This is a genomic window from Janthinobacterium sp. EB271-G4-7A, assembly GCF_020858075.1.
Classification (GTDB): domain Bacteria; phylum Pseudomonadota; class Gammaproteobacteria; order Burkholderiales; family Burkholderiaceae_D; genus Janthinobacterium; species Janthinobacterium lividum.
On sequence record NZ_JACYMI010000006.1, the window covers coordinates 176,957 to 191,014 of the forward strand.

Genomic DNA, 14,058 nt, shown 5'->3' on the forward strand with positions numbered 1-14,058 from the left:
AGGGCGCGCGTTGTTGAGGGGCGCGCCGGCACCATAAAAAAAGCCGTACCGGGACATCCTGGGTACGGCTTTTTTCTTAGTCTGAAGAATTTGCCAATCAGGCAAGAAGCTTAGTGTATGCCCGTCGGCTGGATATAGCCGAGCTTGTGCGCCAGCAGGATCAGCAAAAACAGGGTGATCGACAAGCCCACGCGCAGGGCCAGCGCTTGCACGGTGCGGTTGCTCTTGCCCTTGTCGCGCATGAGGAAGAACAGGGCCGAGCCCAGGCTGCCCAGGATCAGGATGAAGGCAATGGCAACGAGGATTTTCATGGATGGTAGCGCCTGGCTTGAGGAGGTTTCATTGTAATGCGTATCCGCTTCCATTTTAGATGGATTCCACTTGTTGTAATGCTGCTACTGGTGGCCCTGGGGTGCTCTTTGGCGCAATGGCAGCAGCGCCGTGGCGACGAGAAAGTCGCCCGCGCCGCCCGGCTCGAGGCGGGCAACCTGGCCGCACCGCTGGCATTGACGGCCGCGCCCATGCTGCCGGCCGATGCGCAAGCGATCGAATATCGCCGGATCACCGTCACCGGCCATTTCGTGCCCGCCTGGACGGTGTACCTGGACAACCGCCCCTACAAAGGGCAAGCGGGCTTCCACGTGCTCACGCCATTCCAGATCGACGGTTCTGCCATGCACGTGCTGGTGGCGCAGGGCTGGTTGCCGCGCAACAATGCCGAGCGCACGCGCATTCCCGATTACGCCACGCCCACGGGCACGGTGACGATTTCCGGCATCGCGCGGCTGAACGCGGGCCATGTGATGGAACTGGGCACGGCGCCCGCCCTGGCGCCGCACGCCATCGTGCAAAATGCCGATATCGCCCAACTGGCCCAGGCGAGTGGCCTGGCCTTGCAGCCATTTATTCTCGAACAAACGGCTGATTCAGTGGATCCTTCAGCGACGGCGCCAGCATCCGGCCAGCTTCCCGTGCGCGACTGGCCGGCGCCCGACCTGGGCGCCGACAAGCACCGCGGCTATGCATTCCAGTGGTATGCACTGGCACTGATGGCCTTTCTATTTTTTGTCTTTACAGGATTTCGACGTGCAAACAAACAGCCCTGACACAACGCAAGACAGCACCAATAAACAGGCACAAAATACGGGACGGTGGAAATTGCTGGCCGTCGTGGTCGTGTGCGCGTTTCCCATCATCGCCTCGTATTTCACGTATTACATCATCAAGCCCACGGGCCGCAACAATTACGGCGCCCTGATCGACCCGCGTTTGCATCCGATACCGGAAGCGCAATTGCAGGTGACGGAACTGGACGGCAAGGCGGCACCGCTGGCGCAATTCAAGGGCAAGTGGGTGCTGCTGCAAACGGGACCATCCGATTGCCAGGAAGCATGCAAGAAGCAATTGTTTGACATGCAACAACTGCGCCTCATGCAGGGCAAGGAACGCGAACGCCTGGAACGGGTCTGGCTGGTGACGGATGCCCAGCCGCTCGACACCCTGGTGATGCGCGAATTCGACGGCACCAGCATGCTGCGCGTCAATAGCGACGCCTTGAAAGCGTGGTTGCCCGTGGAGCCGGGCGGCAAGACCAGCGACCATTTTTATTTGATCGATCCGCTGGGCAATCTGATGATGCGCTTCCCGAAAGACGCGGACCCGAACAAGATCAAGAAAGACATCGCCAAGCTGCTCAAAGCTTCGGCGATCGGTTGAGGAGTCTGCATGCCGACGATGCATCTCTCCGCGCTGGCCCAGCTGGGCTTGACGGGTCTGCTGGTGGCGCTGCTGCCGCTGACCATGGTCTGGGTGTCCGCGGACGCCAATAAATACCGCAAGCTCGTGTGGATCGCCGTCTTCCTGACGGTCGACCTGATCATGTTTGGCGGCTTTACGCGCCTGTCCGATTCCGGTCTGGGCTGCCCGGACTGGCCAGGCTGCTATGGCTCGGCCAATCCTTTCCTCGCGCACGAGCACATCGTGGCGGCGGAAACCCTGATGCCGACGGGGCCCGTCACGGTGGTCAAGGCGTGGATTGAAATGACGCACCGCTACCTGGCCATGGCCATCGGCGTGCTGATCGTGGCGATGATGGTGCAGGCGTGGCGCCAGTGGAAGAAAAGCAAACGCGAAGAATTCGCTCCCGCGCTGCCGACGGCGCTGTTTTTGTTCGTCTGCCTGCAGGGCGCGTTCGGCGCCTGGACCGTCACCCTGAAGCTGCAACCGGTGATCGTCACCATCCACTTGCTGCTGGGCATGGGCTTGCTGGCCATGCTGACGTGGCTGGGCGGACGCCAGGATCATGCCGTCAAACCTGTGCTGCGCGCCGATGCGGACGCTGCCGTGCTGCGCCCCGTGCGCGCGCTGGCGATTTTTTCGCTCGTGCTGCTGACCGTGCAGATCGCGCTGGGCGGCTGGGTGAGCACCAACTACGCCACGCTGGCTTGCACGGATTTCCCCCTGTGCGGCGGCAAGGTGATTCCGGAGATGGATTTCGAGCATGGTTTTCATCTGTGGCGCGAACTGGGCAAGACGGCCGCCGGCCATTATTTGCCGTTTTCCGCGCTGACGGCCATTCACTGGGTGCACCGCAATTTCGCCTTCATCGTGCTCGCTGGCATCGGCTACACGGTGTTTCGCGCGTGGAAGCTGCCGTCCTTGCGCGGCACGGCCCGCTGGGTGGCGCTGGTGCTGGCACTGCAGGCGGCCACGGGCCTGGCGACCATCTACCTGAGCTGGCCATTGTCGATTGCCGTCATGCATAACGGTGGGGCGGCGCTGCTCGTGTTATTGCTGACCATGTTAAACTACAAGGCTAAATTCCAACTCGATGTAGCGCGGAAATCTGCTTCCGCCGCCGCGCCAGTGCCCTCGGCACCAGCCAGTCCTTCCCGTATCGCATAAATGACTACTCAGACCATCAGCCGTAAACCATCCCCCCGCATCGCCCAGTATTGGGCGCTGACCAAGCCCCGCGTGACGCAACTGGCCGTGTTTTGCGCCGTCATCGGCATGTTCCTGGCCAGCGAGGAGTTGCCTGACTGGCATGCGGTGGTGTTCGGCACCATCGGCATCTGGCTGCTGGCCGGCGCCGCGTTTGCCGTCAACTGCCTGGCCGAGCGCGAGATCGACGCGCGCATGGCCCGCACGGCGCGCCGCCCGATGGCCATGGGCGACATCACGGTGAAACAGACGGTGGTATTCGCGCTGGTGATCGGTGGCCTGGGCATGGCGATCCTGTATCACCTGGTCAATCCGCTGACCATGTGGCTGACCTTTGTCACCTTTGTCGGCTACGCCCTGATCTACACCATGGTGCTCAAACCCGCGACGCCGCAAAACATCGTCATCGGCGGCCTGTCCGGCGCCATGCCGCCCGCGCTGGGCTGGGCCGCCGTCGCCAACGACGTGCCGATGCAGGCGTGGCTGCTGGTCCTGATCATCTTTGTCTGGACGCCGCCGCATTTCTGGGCCCTGGCCATGTACCGCCGCGACGATTATGCGCGCTCGGGCTTGCCCATGCTGCCCGTCACGCACGGCTTGAAATTCACGCAATTCCACGTCTGGCTGTACTCGATCGCGCTGGCCGCCACCACCTTGCTGCCGTACGCCGTGCGCATGAGCGGCCTGATCTACTTGGCTTCGGCCGTGGTGCTGAACGCCGGCTTCCTGTATTACGCGTGGAAGATGTACCGCCACTACACGGACTTGATCGCGCGCAAGGCCTTTACGTATTCCATCATCTACCTGGCCTTGCTGTTCGCGGCTTTGCTGGTTGACCACTACATTCCTCTCGGCACATGAAAAAATACCTGACTCTGTTGCTGGCGGCCGCGCTGGTCGCCGTCCTGGCCGGCTGCGGCAAGCCTGCCGCGCCGAAGCTGGCCTTCAAGAACACGGACGTGACGGGCCTCGGCTACGCGCGCGAGTTTGCGCTGACGGACCATACGGGCCATCCGCGCACCCTGGCCGACTACAAGGGCAAGCTGGTGCTGATGTTCTTCGGCTACACGCAATGCCCGGACGTGTGTCCCACCACCATGGCCGACATGGCGCAGGTGATGCAGGAAATGGGGCCGCAGGCGGACCAGGTGCAAGTGCTGTTCGTCACCGTCGACCCCGAGCGCGACACGCAAGCCTTGCTGGCCGAATACGTGCCGGCCTTCGACAAGCGCTTCGTGGGACTGTATGGCGATGCGGCCGCGACGGCCAAGGTAGCCAAGGAATTCAAGGTGTATTACGCCAAGGTCGAGGGCGAGACGGACGAGAGCTACACGGTCGACCACACGGCCGGCACCTATGTCTTCGACCGCGAAGGCAAGATCCGCCTGTTCGTGCGTCACGGCGAAAAGCCTGCCGCCATCGCGCACGATCTTAAACTTCTGCTATCCTGACCTGATCGCGCCCCCGGGCGCCATCTTCAGGATACGCAGTACATGGATAAACGTTTCGAGCCGCACGCCCGCCTGGCAGCCATCATCTTCCTGTTGATCGGCTGCTTTTTTGTCTTGCGGCCCTTCCTCGCCGCCATGCTGTTTGCCGCCTGCGTGGGCATTTCCAGCTGGCCCCTGTATCTGCTGCTGCTCGAACGCCTGAAAGGCCGGCGCAACTGGGCGGCCGCCATCATGACCCTGTCCTTGATCCTGGTCATCGTGCTGCCGCTGGCCCTCGTCACCTACAACCTGGCCGACAATGTGTCGCGCATCTATGAACAGTTGCGCACGGCGCTGGAGTCGGGCGGCCTGCATCCGCCGGCCTGGCTGGCCAGCATTCCCGTGGTGGGCGAAACCATCGCTGGCTACGTGGAGCGCCTGCTCGCAGACCGCGAGGAATTATTGAATTTGGGCAAGACGATGCTGGAACCGGCGCGCCATTTCCTCGCTTCCGGCGGCATCCTGCTGGGCACTGGCCTGGCGCAGACCAGCCTGGCCGTGTTCGTCAGCTTCTTCCTCTACCGCGATGGCCAGCAGCTGAGCCGTGCCCTGATGACGGGCGCCGGCCGCATCATCGGCGACAGCGCGCCCGGCGTGGGCCTGACCATCAGCCGCACCGTGCGCGGCGTCATGTACGGCTTGCTGGGCACGGCGCTGGCGCAAGCCCTGGTGGCCGTGGTGGGTTTCCTGATCGCCGGCGTGCCGGCCGTGGCGCTGCTGGGCGTGGCCACCTTCATCTTTTCGCTGATTCCCGTGGGGCCGCCGCTGATCTGGGGCGGCGCCGCCATCTGGCTGTTCAATGACGGCCAGACGGGCTGGGGCATCTTCATGCTGGTGTGGGGCGGTTTGCTGATCAGCGGCGTGGACAATGTGGTCAAGCCCATGCTGATCAGCCGCGGCAGCAGCCTGCCCTTCCTGCTGGTGCTGCTCGGCGTGCTGGGCGGCGTGCTGGCCTTCGGCTTCGTCGGCATTTTCATCGGGCCGACCCTGCTGGCGGTACTGTACAGCTTGCTGCAAACGTGGACGGTGGGCGAGACCACCGTGCCGCAGGGAAAAGATACCCTGACGAGCAAGAAGTAATCAGTCGCGCAAGTCTGCGTCGAGGTCGCGTTCCTGCTTGGGAATCACCTTGATCAGCACGATGCGGGGTCCGTTCATCTTCTTGACGACGATGTCGAAGTCGACAAAGGTGATGCGCTGGCCCTGCTTCGGAATGTCGCCCAGCTTGACCATGATCAAGCCGCCCACCGATTCCACGTCGTCCAGCCCCAGTTCCTCGTTTTCGATATCGATGCCGAGGATGCGTTCGAGCGAGAAGATGGGCAGGCTGGCCTTACCGATCAGGGTACCGTCGCTTTGCTTGAGCCAGTCGTTTTCATTGCGGCGGAATTCATCGCGGATTTCGCCGACCATGGCGCCGAGCAAGTTATCCAGGGTGATGAAACCCAGCGGGCGCTTGCCCTTTTCGCCGATCAGGGCGAAGTGGGGCGCGCCGTCGCGGAAGCGGCGGAACAGTTCCAATGCCGGCGTGCGCGCGGAAATGATGTCGACGGGACGCAGAAACGGCGTGAGCGAAGTGATCGGCTTACCCGCCTGCTGCGCAAAGAACAGGTCTTTCAAGTGCACCACGCCCAGCACGTCGTCTTCATTCATGTCGAAATACGGGTAGCGGCTGAAGCGGTTGCGCAGCACCGTGTCGAGGTTTTCTTCCAGGGTGTTTGAAGCGTGCAGGGCGATCACTTCATTGATCGGGCGCATCAGGTCCGACACCGTCATCTGTTCGAAATCAAGCGATTGCGCCAGGATGTTGCGCTCGTCGCGCGTGAATTTCTCGCCCGGCTGGCTGGTGCGCAGGATCAGTTTCAGCTCTTCGGACGAATAATGGGCGTCGTGGCCGCCCTTGCCGGACAGGCCCGCCATGCGCAGCACCCAGTTGGCGCTGGCGTTGAGCAGGTAGATGGCCGGATACATGGCCCAGTAAAAACCGTACAGGGGAATCGCGCTCCACAGGCCGACGGCTTCCGGGTTGCGGATGGCCATCGATTTGGGCGCCAGTTCGCCCACGACGATATGCAGGAAGGAAATCACGCTGAAGGCAACGACAAACGAGACGCCGTGGATCAGCTCTTGCGAGGTGACGCCGATGGCGCCGAACAGCGGTTCGAGCAAGCCGGCAAACGCCGGTTCGCCGACCCAGCCCAGGCCCAGAGAAGCGAGGGTGATGCCCAGCTGGCAGGCCGACAGGTAGGCGTCCAGCTGGCCATGCACCTTGGCCAGGATGCGGCCCCGCAATCCCTGTGTCTTGGCGATGGCGCGGATGCGTGTGCGCCGTAAGGTGACGATGCCAAATTCGGCGGCAACAAAAAAACCGTTCAGCGCGACCAGGAAGAGGGCGAGCAGGACTAGCAAGACATTGTGCATGGGGGCGCTGAAGATGGGCTGTAAAAACGTCATCTTAAACGACGAAGGGCGCCATAGCCTAATTTAGCCGCGCTCGCCGCCCGTGCAGGCGGGCGGGCGCGGCAGGTTTTTCACGCTTGTTCAGCCTTTGGCCGCCGTTTGCGGCCCGCCGCGCATGGCAAACACCATGACGGCCGAGACCACCGCCGGGATGGCGACGACGAGGAAAATCGTGCTGTTGGGCCAGTTCAGGCGGATCAGCTCGCCACCGAGCACGGGGCCGATGATGGAGCCGATGCGCCCGATGCCCAGGCTCCAGCCGATGCCCGTCGAACGCAGGGTGGTCGGGTAGTAGCTGGCCGCCAGGGCATTGACGGCCGGCTGGCCGCCCACCACGCAGAAACCGGCGATGAAGATCGTGATGAACAGGAAAGCGAGCGAGACGTCCGGACGGCCGATCAGGGCAATCGCCACGGCGGCGACGAGGAAGCATGGCAGCAGGATGCGGCGGAAGCTGGAGCGGTCGATCAGCTGGCCCATGACCAGGGTGCCGATGGTGCCGCCCACTTGCAGGGCCGTGCCGGCCAGCACGGCGTTGGCCGTGGACAAGCCCGCTTCCTTGGCAATCGTTGGCAACCAGTTGGACAGGAAATACAAGTTGAGCAAGTTCATGAAGTTGATGACCCACAGCAGGATCGTCATCTTTGCGCGGCCGCCCGTAAACAATTGCAGCACGGGCGCACCCTTGTGCTCTTTCTCGTGCACGAGGTATTGCGTGTCGGCCGTGATGGTGACCGTCGGGTCGATGCGTTTCAGCCACTTGGCGACTTTATCGAGCTTGCGTTTCTTGAGCACCAGGAATTGCATCGATTCCGGCAGCAGGAAGAACATCAGCACGCCGATGGCGAGCGGCACCACGCCGCCCACGTAAAACACGGATTGCCAGCCGAAGGCGGGAATCAGCGCGGCGGACAATAGACCGCCCAGCACGGCGCCCAGGGTAAAGCCGCACGAGACCAGCATCATCAGGGTGACTTTCTTGCGCAGGGGGCTGTATTCGCCGGCCAGCGCCATGGCGTTCGGCATCACGGCGCCCAGGCCCAGGCCCGTGATGAAACGGATCAGCTGCAATTGCTCGATGGTGGTGGCCAGCGGCGTGACCAGCATGCACAGCGAAAAGAAGATGGTCGAGCCGATCAGCACGGGACGGCGGCCGAACTTGTCGGCCGTGATGCTGAAGACGAGCGAGCCCACCAGCATGCCCAGGAGACCCGCGCCGAACACGGGACCCAGGTTGGCCTTGCTCACATGCCAGTCGGCAATGATGGCCGGCGCCACATAGCCCATGGCCTGCACGTCGAAGCCATCCATGATGACGCACAGCCCGCACAGGATCAGCATGCCGATCTGGAAGGAGCCGATCTTGTTGTTATTGATGAGATCGGGAATATCGATCGTCGTGCCTGCCGTGGACATGCTGCCGCTCCTGTTTTTATGGTGATCGCGCCCTGCCGGCGAGGGACGGGCGCGTGTTTGTCTCAGGCTTTATTACAATCGCTTTTGATTGATTATTCAAACGTTATTTTCGAATGGATTTATCGGATTAGCTAATGAATATGGCGCAAAAGTAATCTTGCCTGCATGCTAAGATCGCGCCATGAAAAATCTGCTCAGTCACTTTCTTGCCTTGCAAGCCAGCCTGCCGGCGCACGGTCCCGGTTTCAGCGCGCTGATCCAGTGCGACGGCGAGACCTTATTGGAACTGCATCATGGCCTGGCGTGCCTGGAACTGGGCGTGCCCCTGACGGCGCAGTCGCGCTACTACCTGGCGTCGGAATCGAAGCAATTCACGGCCGCCTGCGTGCTCGACCTGGTGCGCCAGGGCGCCATCGGCCTCGACGACGACGTGGCGCCCCATCTGCCCGAAGTGCGCCAGTTCGGCGCCGTCATCACGGTGCGTCAATTGTTGAATCACACCAGCGGCATTCCCGATTATTTCGACTACCTGGCATGCCAGCTGGGCCGCCACGACAGCGATTATTTTGACAATGTGCTGCTGCTGCGCCTGATCGCGCGGATGGAGGATCTGACATTTCCGCCCGGTAGCGCGCATGCCTACAGCAATTGCAATTACATCTTGCTGGCCAAGCTGGTGGAAGCGGTCGCCGGCCAGCCGCTGGCGGCGCAGGCGCGCGAACGCCTGTTCGCGCCGCTGGGCATGCACGCCACGGCCTTCGATGTCGACCGGCAAGCTGTCATGCCCCAGCGCGTGCGCAGCTATAGCGTTGATCCCGCGCAGGCGGGCGGTTATCGCCAGCACCTGGGCAATGCGAATACGGTCGGTGACGGCGGCGTGTATGCCTCGCTGCACGACCTGGCCCTGTGGGAGCGCGACTGGCAGCGCCAGTACCGCGATCCGTCCAGCCTGGTGCGCGCGCAGCTGGCGGAAACGCCGGGCCCCGATGGCCTGAGCTGGTCCTACCGCTACGGGCTGGAGCAAATTGAGCATGGCGGACGCACGGTGGTGTTCCATGACGGCGGACTGTGGGGTTTCCGGGCCTTGCTGCTGCGCGTGCCCGAGGCGGGCCTGTCCGTGATCCAGCTGGCGAATGTGGACAGTTGCGAGCCGGACCAGGCGGCCTGGCTGGCGGCCATCGCTGCCGACCTGGGCGACTGATCAGTGCCGGCTCGGCACAGCTGCCAAAATGACATCGAGTGCCGGGTGCATGATCTTGCGCTCGTTCGAGATGACGTAAAACTGCTCGCGCAGGGACGAGGCGTCGCCGACCAGCACGGCGCCAAATTGCTCCTCGATGTCGGCGGCCAGGCTGGCGGACGCGAAGAACAGGCCCAGGCCCTTGCGGCCGAACGCGTTGAGCATGGCGTTATCCTCGAATTCGCCGACCACATCGGGGCGCACGCCTTGCTGCACCATCCACTCGTCGATGCGCCCGCGCAGGGCGTTATTGCGCGCCGGCAGCAGGAAGGGGGCGCCACTCAGGCGGTGCGGGAAATCCTCGCGGTAGCGCTCGGCCAGCGCGGGGATGGCGAACAGCTTCATGGCGCTCTCGCCCCACAAATGGCTCGAGACGCGCAGGCTGGCGCCGGCCGGCACGGCACGGTCCGTCAAGACCAGGTCCAGCTTGTGCAGGGCCAGGTCGGCCAGCAAGGATTCGAATTCATCTTCCAGGCACACGAGCTTGACGGGCTTGTCCAGGCTGCGCGTGGCGTCGAGCATGCGATACGCCATCAGTTTCGGCAGCGAGTCGGAAATACCTACCGTCAGGCGCATCTTTTCCGCGTCGGTGTCGGCCAGCGCTTCCTGCATCTGCTCGCCCAGCAGGAAAATCTGGTCCGCGTAGCCGAGCGCCAGGCGTCCCGCTTCCGTCGGTACCAGGCGCCGTCCCTGCGGCTGCAGCAGCGACTTGCCCAGCTCCTTTTCCAGCAAGGCCAGCTGCGTGCTGATGGTTTGTACGGCCAGTCCCAGCCGCTCGGCCGCGCGCGTCACGCCGCCTTCCTTGGCAACCACCCAAAAGAAGTACAAATGGCGGTAATTGAAGCCCGTGGTTTTCATCGCGTAGTCCTATCTTCTGTTTTTACGAAGTAATGCTTCTATTATCTTCTATTTTTAAATGTGTCACACGTCCCTATACTACGTTCCATTGAATTTGGATAAAGGGGAACTATCGATGAAACATTTCAGAGTGTCATTTCTAGTGACATTTATCTGTCTGGGCATTTCCGCCTGGTGGGGTTACACGCACGGTGGCGTGCAGACGATGCTGGCGGCGCTCGGTATCGCGGTGATCCTGGGCGTGATGGAAGTCTCGCTGTCGTTCGACAACGCGGTGGTCAATGCTTCGGTGCTGAAGAATTGGGACAAGTTCTGGCAGGGCCTGTTCCTGGGCGTCGGTATCATCATCGCCGTCTTCGGCATGCGTCTGGTATTCCCGCTGGTCATCGTGGCGCAAGCGGCGGACCTGGGTTTGATGGAAGTATGGAATCTGGCACTGAGCAATCCTGAACAGTACTCGATGCACCTGACGAATCACCATGCGGAAGTGGCGGCCTTCGGCGGCATCTTCCTGCTGCTGGTGTTCCTGAACTTCCTGCTGGACTCGGAAAAAGAAACGCACTGGCTGGGCCGTATTGAAGAAAAACTGGGCGCGCTGGGCAAGATCTCCTCGATTTCCGTGATGATCGCGCTGGGCACCCTGATGGCCAGCCTGTCGATGATCGAAGAAGGCCAGAAACTGGTGGTGCTGACGGCCGGCCTGTGGGGTATCTTGACCTACGTGGGCGTCGATGTGGTCAGCGGCTTGCTGGAAGGCGATAACGGCGACGGCAACGTGGGCGACATCGTCAAGCGCGGCGGTATTGGCGGCTTCCTGTACCTGGAAGTGCTCGATGCTTCGTTCAGCTTTGACGGCGTGATCGGCGCGTTTGCCATCACCAAGGATGTCGTGATCATCATGCTGGGCCTGGCTATCGGCGCGATGTTCGTGCGCTCGATGACGGTGTTCCTGGTCCGCAAGGGCACGCTCGACGAGTTCGTTTATCTGGAGCACGGCGCGCACTATGCGATCGGTATCCTGGCCGTGATCATGTTGGTCAGCATGAAGTTCCACATTCCCGAGATTTTCACGGGTCTGATCGGGGTGGCCTTCATTCTCGCCTCGCTGTGGTCGTCGATCCGCTACAAGCGCAGGATGGCGCTTGAAGAAGGCCAGGCGGAAGCGCTGGAACCGGCCAAGACAGCAGCAGTGTAAAGAATGCGCGGCAAACGACTACACCGGTTTGTCGGCAAGTTGTAGCAAGCGTCGCCGCCGGCCTGGGGAGTCAGGCCGGTGGAGGACGCCAGGTGTTTGGTCATATACAACCCACATAGGAGAAATACATCATGGCAATCAGTCTGCAAAAAGGCGGCAACGTCAACCTGAGCAAGGAAGCCCCTGGCATTTCGAAGATGATCATCGGCCTGGGCTGGGATGCCCGCGCCACCGATGGCGCCGCGTTCGACATCGACGGTTCCGTGTTCCTGCTGAAGGCCGACGGCAAGGTTCGCGCCGACGTCGACATGATTTTCTACAACAACCTGAAATCGAGCGACGGTTCCGTCACCCACTCGGGCGACAACACCACCGGTGCCGGCGATGGCGATGATGAAACCGTCATCGTCGACCTGGCCACCGTGCCAGCCGAGATCGACAAGATCGCCGTCTGCGTCACGATTCACGATGCCGAAGCGCGCAAGCAAAACTTTGGTATGGTATCGAAGGCGTATGTACGCTGCGTGAATGCCAATGGCAACACGGAAATCGCCCGCTTCGACCTGTCGGAAGACGGTTCGGCGGAAACGGCCATGGTCTTCGGCGAAATCTACCGCAACGGCGCCGATTGGAAATTCAAGGCCATCGGCCAGGGCTATAAAGGCGGCCTGGGTCCACTCGCAGCATCGTTCGGCGTCGGCGTGTAAGTCGTCAATAGTAAATAGCACAGGCGGTCCGCAGTGCGGGCCTCCGCCATCACCATCATCGTTGAGGAAGGAATAGGTATGCCAGTTTTTAGTATTACCGGGGACGTCGATCCGTTCCTGCATGTGTCGCTTGCCAAGGGCGAGAAGATTTATTGCGAATCCAACGCGATGGTGATGATGGAAACCAATCTTGAGCTGAAAGGCAAGATGACCGGCGGAATAGGCGCCGCGCTGATGCGCACCTTTGCCAACGGGGAATCGTTCTTTCAGCAGCATATCGAGGCCATGCGGGGCGATGGCGATTGCTTGCTGTCGCCCACCTTGCCTGGCGCGATGCGGGTGCTCGAGGTTGGCGCCCAACAATACATGATCAGCGACGGCGCTTTCGTGGCGGCCACGTCTGGCGTGGAATTGAAGGTGCGCACGCAAAGCCTTGGCAATGCGCTGTTTGCCCAGAGCGGTGGTTTTTTCATCACCGAGACGGCAGGCAGCGGCCAGTTGGCGGTGTCCGGTTTTGGCGCGATGTCGATACTGGAAGTGACGCCTGGCAAGGACGTGGTGATCGATAACTCGCACGTCGTATGCTGGGACAACCGCCTGCAATACGAAATTTCCATGACGACCGGCAGCAGCGGCGGCTTTCTGGGTAACCTGATCAATAGCCAGACCAGCGGCGAGGGCATGGTACTGAAGTTTTCAGGCACGGGAAAAATCCTCGTGTGTTCGCGCAACCGCGCGGCCTTCCTCGCCTGGACGCAAAGCAAGCCGGCGTAAGAGTACTTGATGCAACCAACCTAACAGGAGCAATGCGTATGTCTGTCAATTTGAGCAAAGGCCAGAAGATTTCTCTGGACAAAGAAGCTGGTACCACCCTGACCCGTATCACCATGGGCCTGGGCTGGGATGCGGCCAAGACCAAGGGTTTCCTCGGTTTCGGTTCGAAGACGGAAGCCGTCGACCTGGACGCCTCATGCGTCATGTTCGATGACAACAAGAGCACGTCCGACATCGTCTGGTTCCGCCAGCTGAAAAGCAAGGACGGCAGCATCGTTCACACGGGCGACAACCGTACGGGCGCGGGCGATGGCGACGACGAACAGATCAATGTCGATCTGTCGAAAGTGCCGGCGCACGTGAAAAGCCTGGTCTTCACCGTCAACAGCTTTACTGGCCAGAACTTCTCGCAAGTGGAAAACGCTTATTGCCGCATCTTGAATGCCAGCAATAACCAGGAAGTCGCGCGTTTCAACCTGTCTGTGCAAGGTTCCCACACGGCGCAGATCATGGCCAAGCTGTACCGCCATAACGGCGAATGGAAGATGCACGCCATCGGAGAAAACGGCAACGGTCGCACCTTTGACGACTTAATGCCCCAGATTTCCGTGCATCTATAAGGAGCAGTACGCAGCGGGCGGGGGACGGACCGGATACCGGCCCTTGTCCGCTGCTCTATATTGAAGGAGAGTATGTCGTGATGCGATTGCTGATAGCCTTGCTACTTCCGTGTCTCACGTTTTTTATGCTGGGGCGCCCGCTGGCCGGTGCCGCCGCCTTGATCTTGCAGTGCACTGTGATCGGCTGGGCGCCGGCGGCCCTGTGGGCCCTGTACACGGTGAACCAGCATAAAACGGAGCAGGAACTGGAAGGTGCGTTAAGCCGCAGCTACATGCGCAGGCGTAGTCGGTTGATCTAGATCAACCGGGCGCTTGGAATCCTTGCGCTAAAGCCCGCACGAGCGATCGTGCGGGC

General features: G+C 61.4%; 16 protein-coding genes. 12 read left to right on the forward strand and 4 right to left on the reverse strand.

What is annotated here, in order from left to right; translation table 11 throughout:
- Nucleotides 1-110 precede the first annotated feature (110 nt).
- Complete coding sequence (locus tag IGS58_RS27120; protein ID WP_034748996.1) at nucleotides 111-311, reverse strand: twin transmembrane helix small protein; 201 nt, start codon at nucleotides 309-311, stop codon at nucleotides 111-113.
- A gap of 36 nt (nucleotides 312-347) precedes the next feature.
- Here IGS58_RS27120 and IGS58_RS27125 point away from each other — a divergent pair, with 36 nt between their 5' ends.
- Genes IGS58_RS27125 through IGS58_RS27150 form a run of 6 tightly spaced genes read left to right on the forward strand, consistent with a single transcriptional unit; the run spans nucleotide 348 to nucleotide 5,513 of the window.
- A complete protein-coding gene (locus tag IGS58_RS27125) occupies nucleotides 348-1,106 on the forward strand; it encodes an SURF1 family protein (RefSeq protein ID WP_070258799.1) in 759 nt (252 codons plus the stop codon).
- Nucleotides 1,087-1,716 (forward strand): SCO family protein, encoded by a 630-nt coding sequence (locus tag IGS58_RS27130; protein ID WP_092612909.1) that lies wholly within the window; start codon nucleotides 1,087-1,089, stop codon nucleotides 1,714-1,716. Before IGS58_RS27125 ends, IGS58_RS27130 begins: the two co-directional genes overlap by 20 nt.
- 18 nt (nucleotides 1,717-1,734) lie before the next feature.
- Entirely contained in the window at nucleotides 1,735-2,904 is a 1,170-nt protein-coding gene (locus IGS58_RS27135; protein WP_070258803.1) for a COX15/CtaA family protein, read from the forward strand.
- Nucleotides 2,905-3,804 carry a heme o synthase gene (gene cyoE / locus IGS58_RS27140; RefSeq protein ID WP_176381875.1) on the forward strand — a complete coding sequence of 300 codons (900 nt, stop codon included), beginning with the start codon at nucleotides 2,905-2,907 and terminating at the stop codon, nucleotides 3,802-3,804.
- Nucleotides 3,801-4,394, forward strand: a complete 594-nt coding sequence (locus IGS58_RS27145; RefSeq protein ID WP_034784885.1) for an SCO family protein — start codon at nucleotides 3,801-3,803, stop codon at nucleotides 4,392-4,394. The genes cyoE and IGS58_RS27145 overlap by 4 nt, the downstream gene beginning before the upstream one ends.
- A 42-nt stretch (nucleotides 4,395-4,436) precedes the next feature.
- Entirely contained in the window at nucleotides 4,437-5,513 is a 1,077-nt protein-coding gene (locus tag IGS58_RS27150) for an AI-2E family transporter (protein ID WP_034784887.1), read from the forward strand.
- Here IGS58_RS27150 and IGS58_RS27155 read toward each other — a convergent pair whose 3' ends face one another.
- Nucleotides 5,514-6,854 (reverse strand): hemolysin family protein, encoded by a 1,341-nt coding sequence (locus tag IGS58_RS27155; protein ID WP_034785374.1) that lies wholly within the window; start codon nucleotides 6,852-6,854, stop codon nucleotides 5,514-5,516.
- 120 nt (nucleotides 6,855-6,974) lie between these two features.
- Nucleotides 6,975-8,309 carry an MFS transporter gene (locus IGS58_RS27160; RefSeq protein ID WP_070258807.1) on the reverse strand — a complete coding sequence of 445 codons (1,335 nt, stop codon included), beginning with the start codon at nucleotides 8,307-8,309 and terminating at the stop codon, nucleotides 6,975-6,977.
- Between the two features lie 181 nt (nucleotides 8,310-8,490).
- On the opposite strand from IGS58_RS27160, the gene IGS58_RS27165 reads away from it, so the two are divergent.
- Entirely contained in the window at nucleotides 8,491-9,510 is a 1,020-nt protein-coding gene (locus IGS58_RS27165; RefSeq protein ID WP_230523152.1) for a serine hydrolase domain-containing protein, read from the forward strand.
- On the opposite strand, the gene nhaR is transcribed toward IGS58_RS27165, so the two are convergent.
- On the reverse strand, nucleotides 9,511-10,407 hold the full coding sequence (gene nhaR, locus IGS58_RS27170; protein WP_070258811.1) for a transcriptional activator NhaR: 897 nt from the start codon (nucleotides 10,405-10,407) through the stop codon (nucleotides 9,511-9,513).
- Nucleotides 10,408-10,522: 115 nt separating this feature from the next.
- Here nhaR and IGS58_RS27175 point away from each other — a divergent pair, with 115 nt between their 5' ends.
- From IGS58_RS27175 to IGS58_RS27195, 5 genes are all read left to right on the forward strand, one after another.
- Nucleotides 10,523-11,602: a DUF475 domain-containing protein gene (locus IGS58_RS27175; RefSeq protein ID WP_070278187.1), complete on the forward strand. Its 1,080-nt coding sequence runs from the start codon at nucleotides 10,523-10,525 to the stop codon at nucleotides 11,600-11,602.
- Between the two features lie 131 nt (nucleotides 11,603-11,733).
- Nucleotides 11,734-12,309 (forward strand): TerD family protein, encoded by a 576-nt coding sequence (locus tag IGS58_RS27180; RefSeq protein ID WP_034784897.1) that lies wholly within the window; start codon nucleotides 11,734-11,736, stop codon nucleotides 12,307-12,309.
- A 78-nt stretch (nucleotides 12,310-12,387) separates the two neighbouring features.
- Complete coding sequence (locus tag IGS58_RS27185) at nucleotides 12,388-13,083, forward strand: TIGR00266 family protein (RefSeq protein ID WP_070258816.1); 696 nt, start codon at nucleotides 12,388-12,390, stop codon at nucleotides 13,081-13,083.
- A gap of 38 nt (nucleotides 13,084-13,121) precedes the next feature.
- The gene (locus IGS58_RS27190; protein WP_099665451.1) at nucleotides 13,122-13,703 is read left to right on the forward strand and encodes a TerD family protein; all 582 of its coding nucleotides are present in this window, start codon (nucleotides 13,122-13,124) and stop codon (nucleotides 13,701-13,703) included.
- Between the two features lie 80 nt (nucleotides 13,704-13,783).
- Complete coding sequence (locus IGS58_RS27195) at nucleotides 13,784-14,002, forward strand: hypothetical protein (RefSeq protein WP_034784905.1); 219 nt, start codon at nucleotides 13,784-13,786, stop codon at nucleotides 14,000-14,002.
- Nucleotides 14,003-14,058 lie beyond the last annotated feature (56 nt).

What these genes read in the sequence shown, in the direction of transcription:
- IGS58_RS27120 (WP_034748996.1), bottom strand. Translation starts at nt 311, where the DNA reads ATGAAAATCCTCGTTGCCATTGCCTTCATCCTGATCCTGGGCAGCCTG.
- IGS58_RS27155 (WP_034785374.1), bottom strand. Translation starts at nt 6,854, where the DNA reads ATGCACAATGTCTTGCTAGTCCTGCTCGCCCTCTTCCTGGTCGCGCTG.
- IGS58_RS27175 (WP_070278187.1), top strand. Translation starts at nt 10,523, where the DNA reads ATGAAACATTTCAGAGTGTCATTTCTAGTGACATTTATCTGTCTGGGC.
- IGS58_RS27180 (WP_034784897.1), top strand. Translation starts at nt 11,734, where the DNA reads ATGGCAATCAGTCTGCAAAAAGGCGGCAACGTCAACCTGAGCAAGGAA.
- IGS58_RS27190 (WP_099665451.1), top strand. Translation starts at nt 13,122, where the DNA reads ATGTCTGTCAATTTGAGCAAAGGCCAGAAGATTTCTCTGGACAAAGAA.
- IGS58_RS27160 (WP_070258807.1), bottom strand. Translation starts at nt 8,309, where the DNA reads ATGTCCACGGCAGGCACGACGATCGATATTCCCGATCTCATCAATAAC.
- IGS58_RS27135 (WP_070258803.1), top strand. Translation starts at nt 1,735, where the DNA reads ATGCATCTCTCCGCGCTGGCCCAGCTGGGCTTGACGGGTCTGCTGGTG.
- IGS58_RS27145 (WP_034784885.1), top strand. Translation starts at nt 3,801, where the DNA reads ATGAAAAAATACCTGACTCTGTTGCTGGCGGCCGCGCTGGTCGCCGTC.
- IGS58_RS27165 (WP_230523152.1), top strand. Translation starts at nt 8,491, where the DNA reads ATGAAAAATCTGCTCAGTCACTTTCTTGCCTTGCAAGCCAGCCTGCCG.
- IGS58_RS27195 (WP_034784905.1), top strand. Translation starts at nt 13,784, where the DNA reads ATGCGATTGCTGATAGCCTTGCTACTTCCGTGTCTCACGTTTTTTATG.
- IGS58_RS27125 (WP_070258799.1), top strand. Translation starts at nt 348, where the DNA reads ATGCGTATCCGCTTCCATTTTAGATGGATTCCACTTGTTGTAATGCTG.
- IGS58_RS27150 (WP_034784887.1), top strand. Translation starts at nt 4,437, where the DNA reads ATGGATAAACGTTTCGAGCCGCACGCCCGCCTGGCAGCCATCATCTTC.
- IGS58_RS27185 (WP_070258816.1), top strand. Translation starts at nt 12,388, where the DNA reads ATGCCAGTTTTTAGTATTACCGGGGACGTCGATCCGTTCCTGCATGTG.
- cyoE (WP_176381875.1), top strand. Translation starts at nt 2,905, where the DNA reads ATGACTACTCAGACCATCAGCCGTAAACCATCCCCCCGCATCGCCCAG.
- nhaR (WP_070258811.1), bottom strand. Translation starts at nt 10,407, where the DNA reads ATGAAAACCACGGGCTTCAATTACCGCCATTTGTACTTCTTTTGGGTG.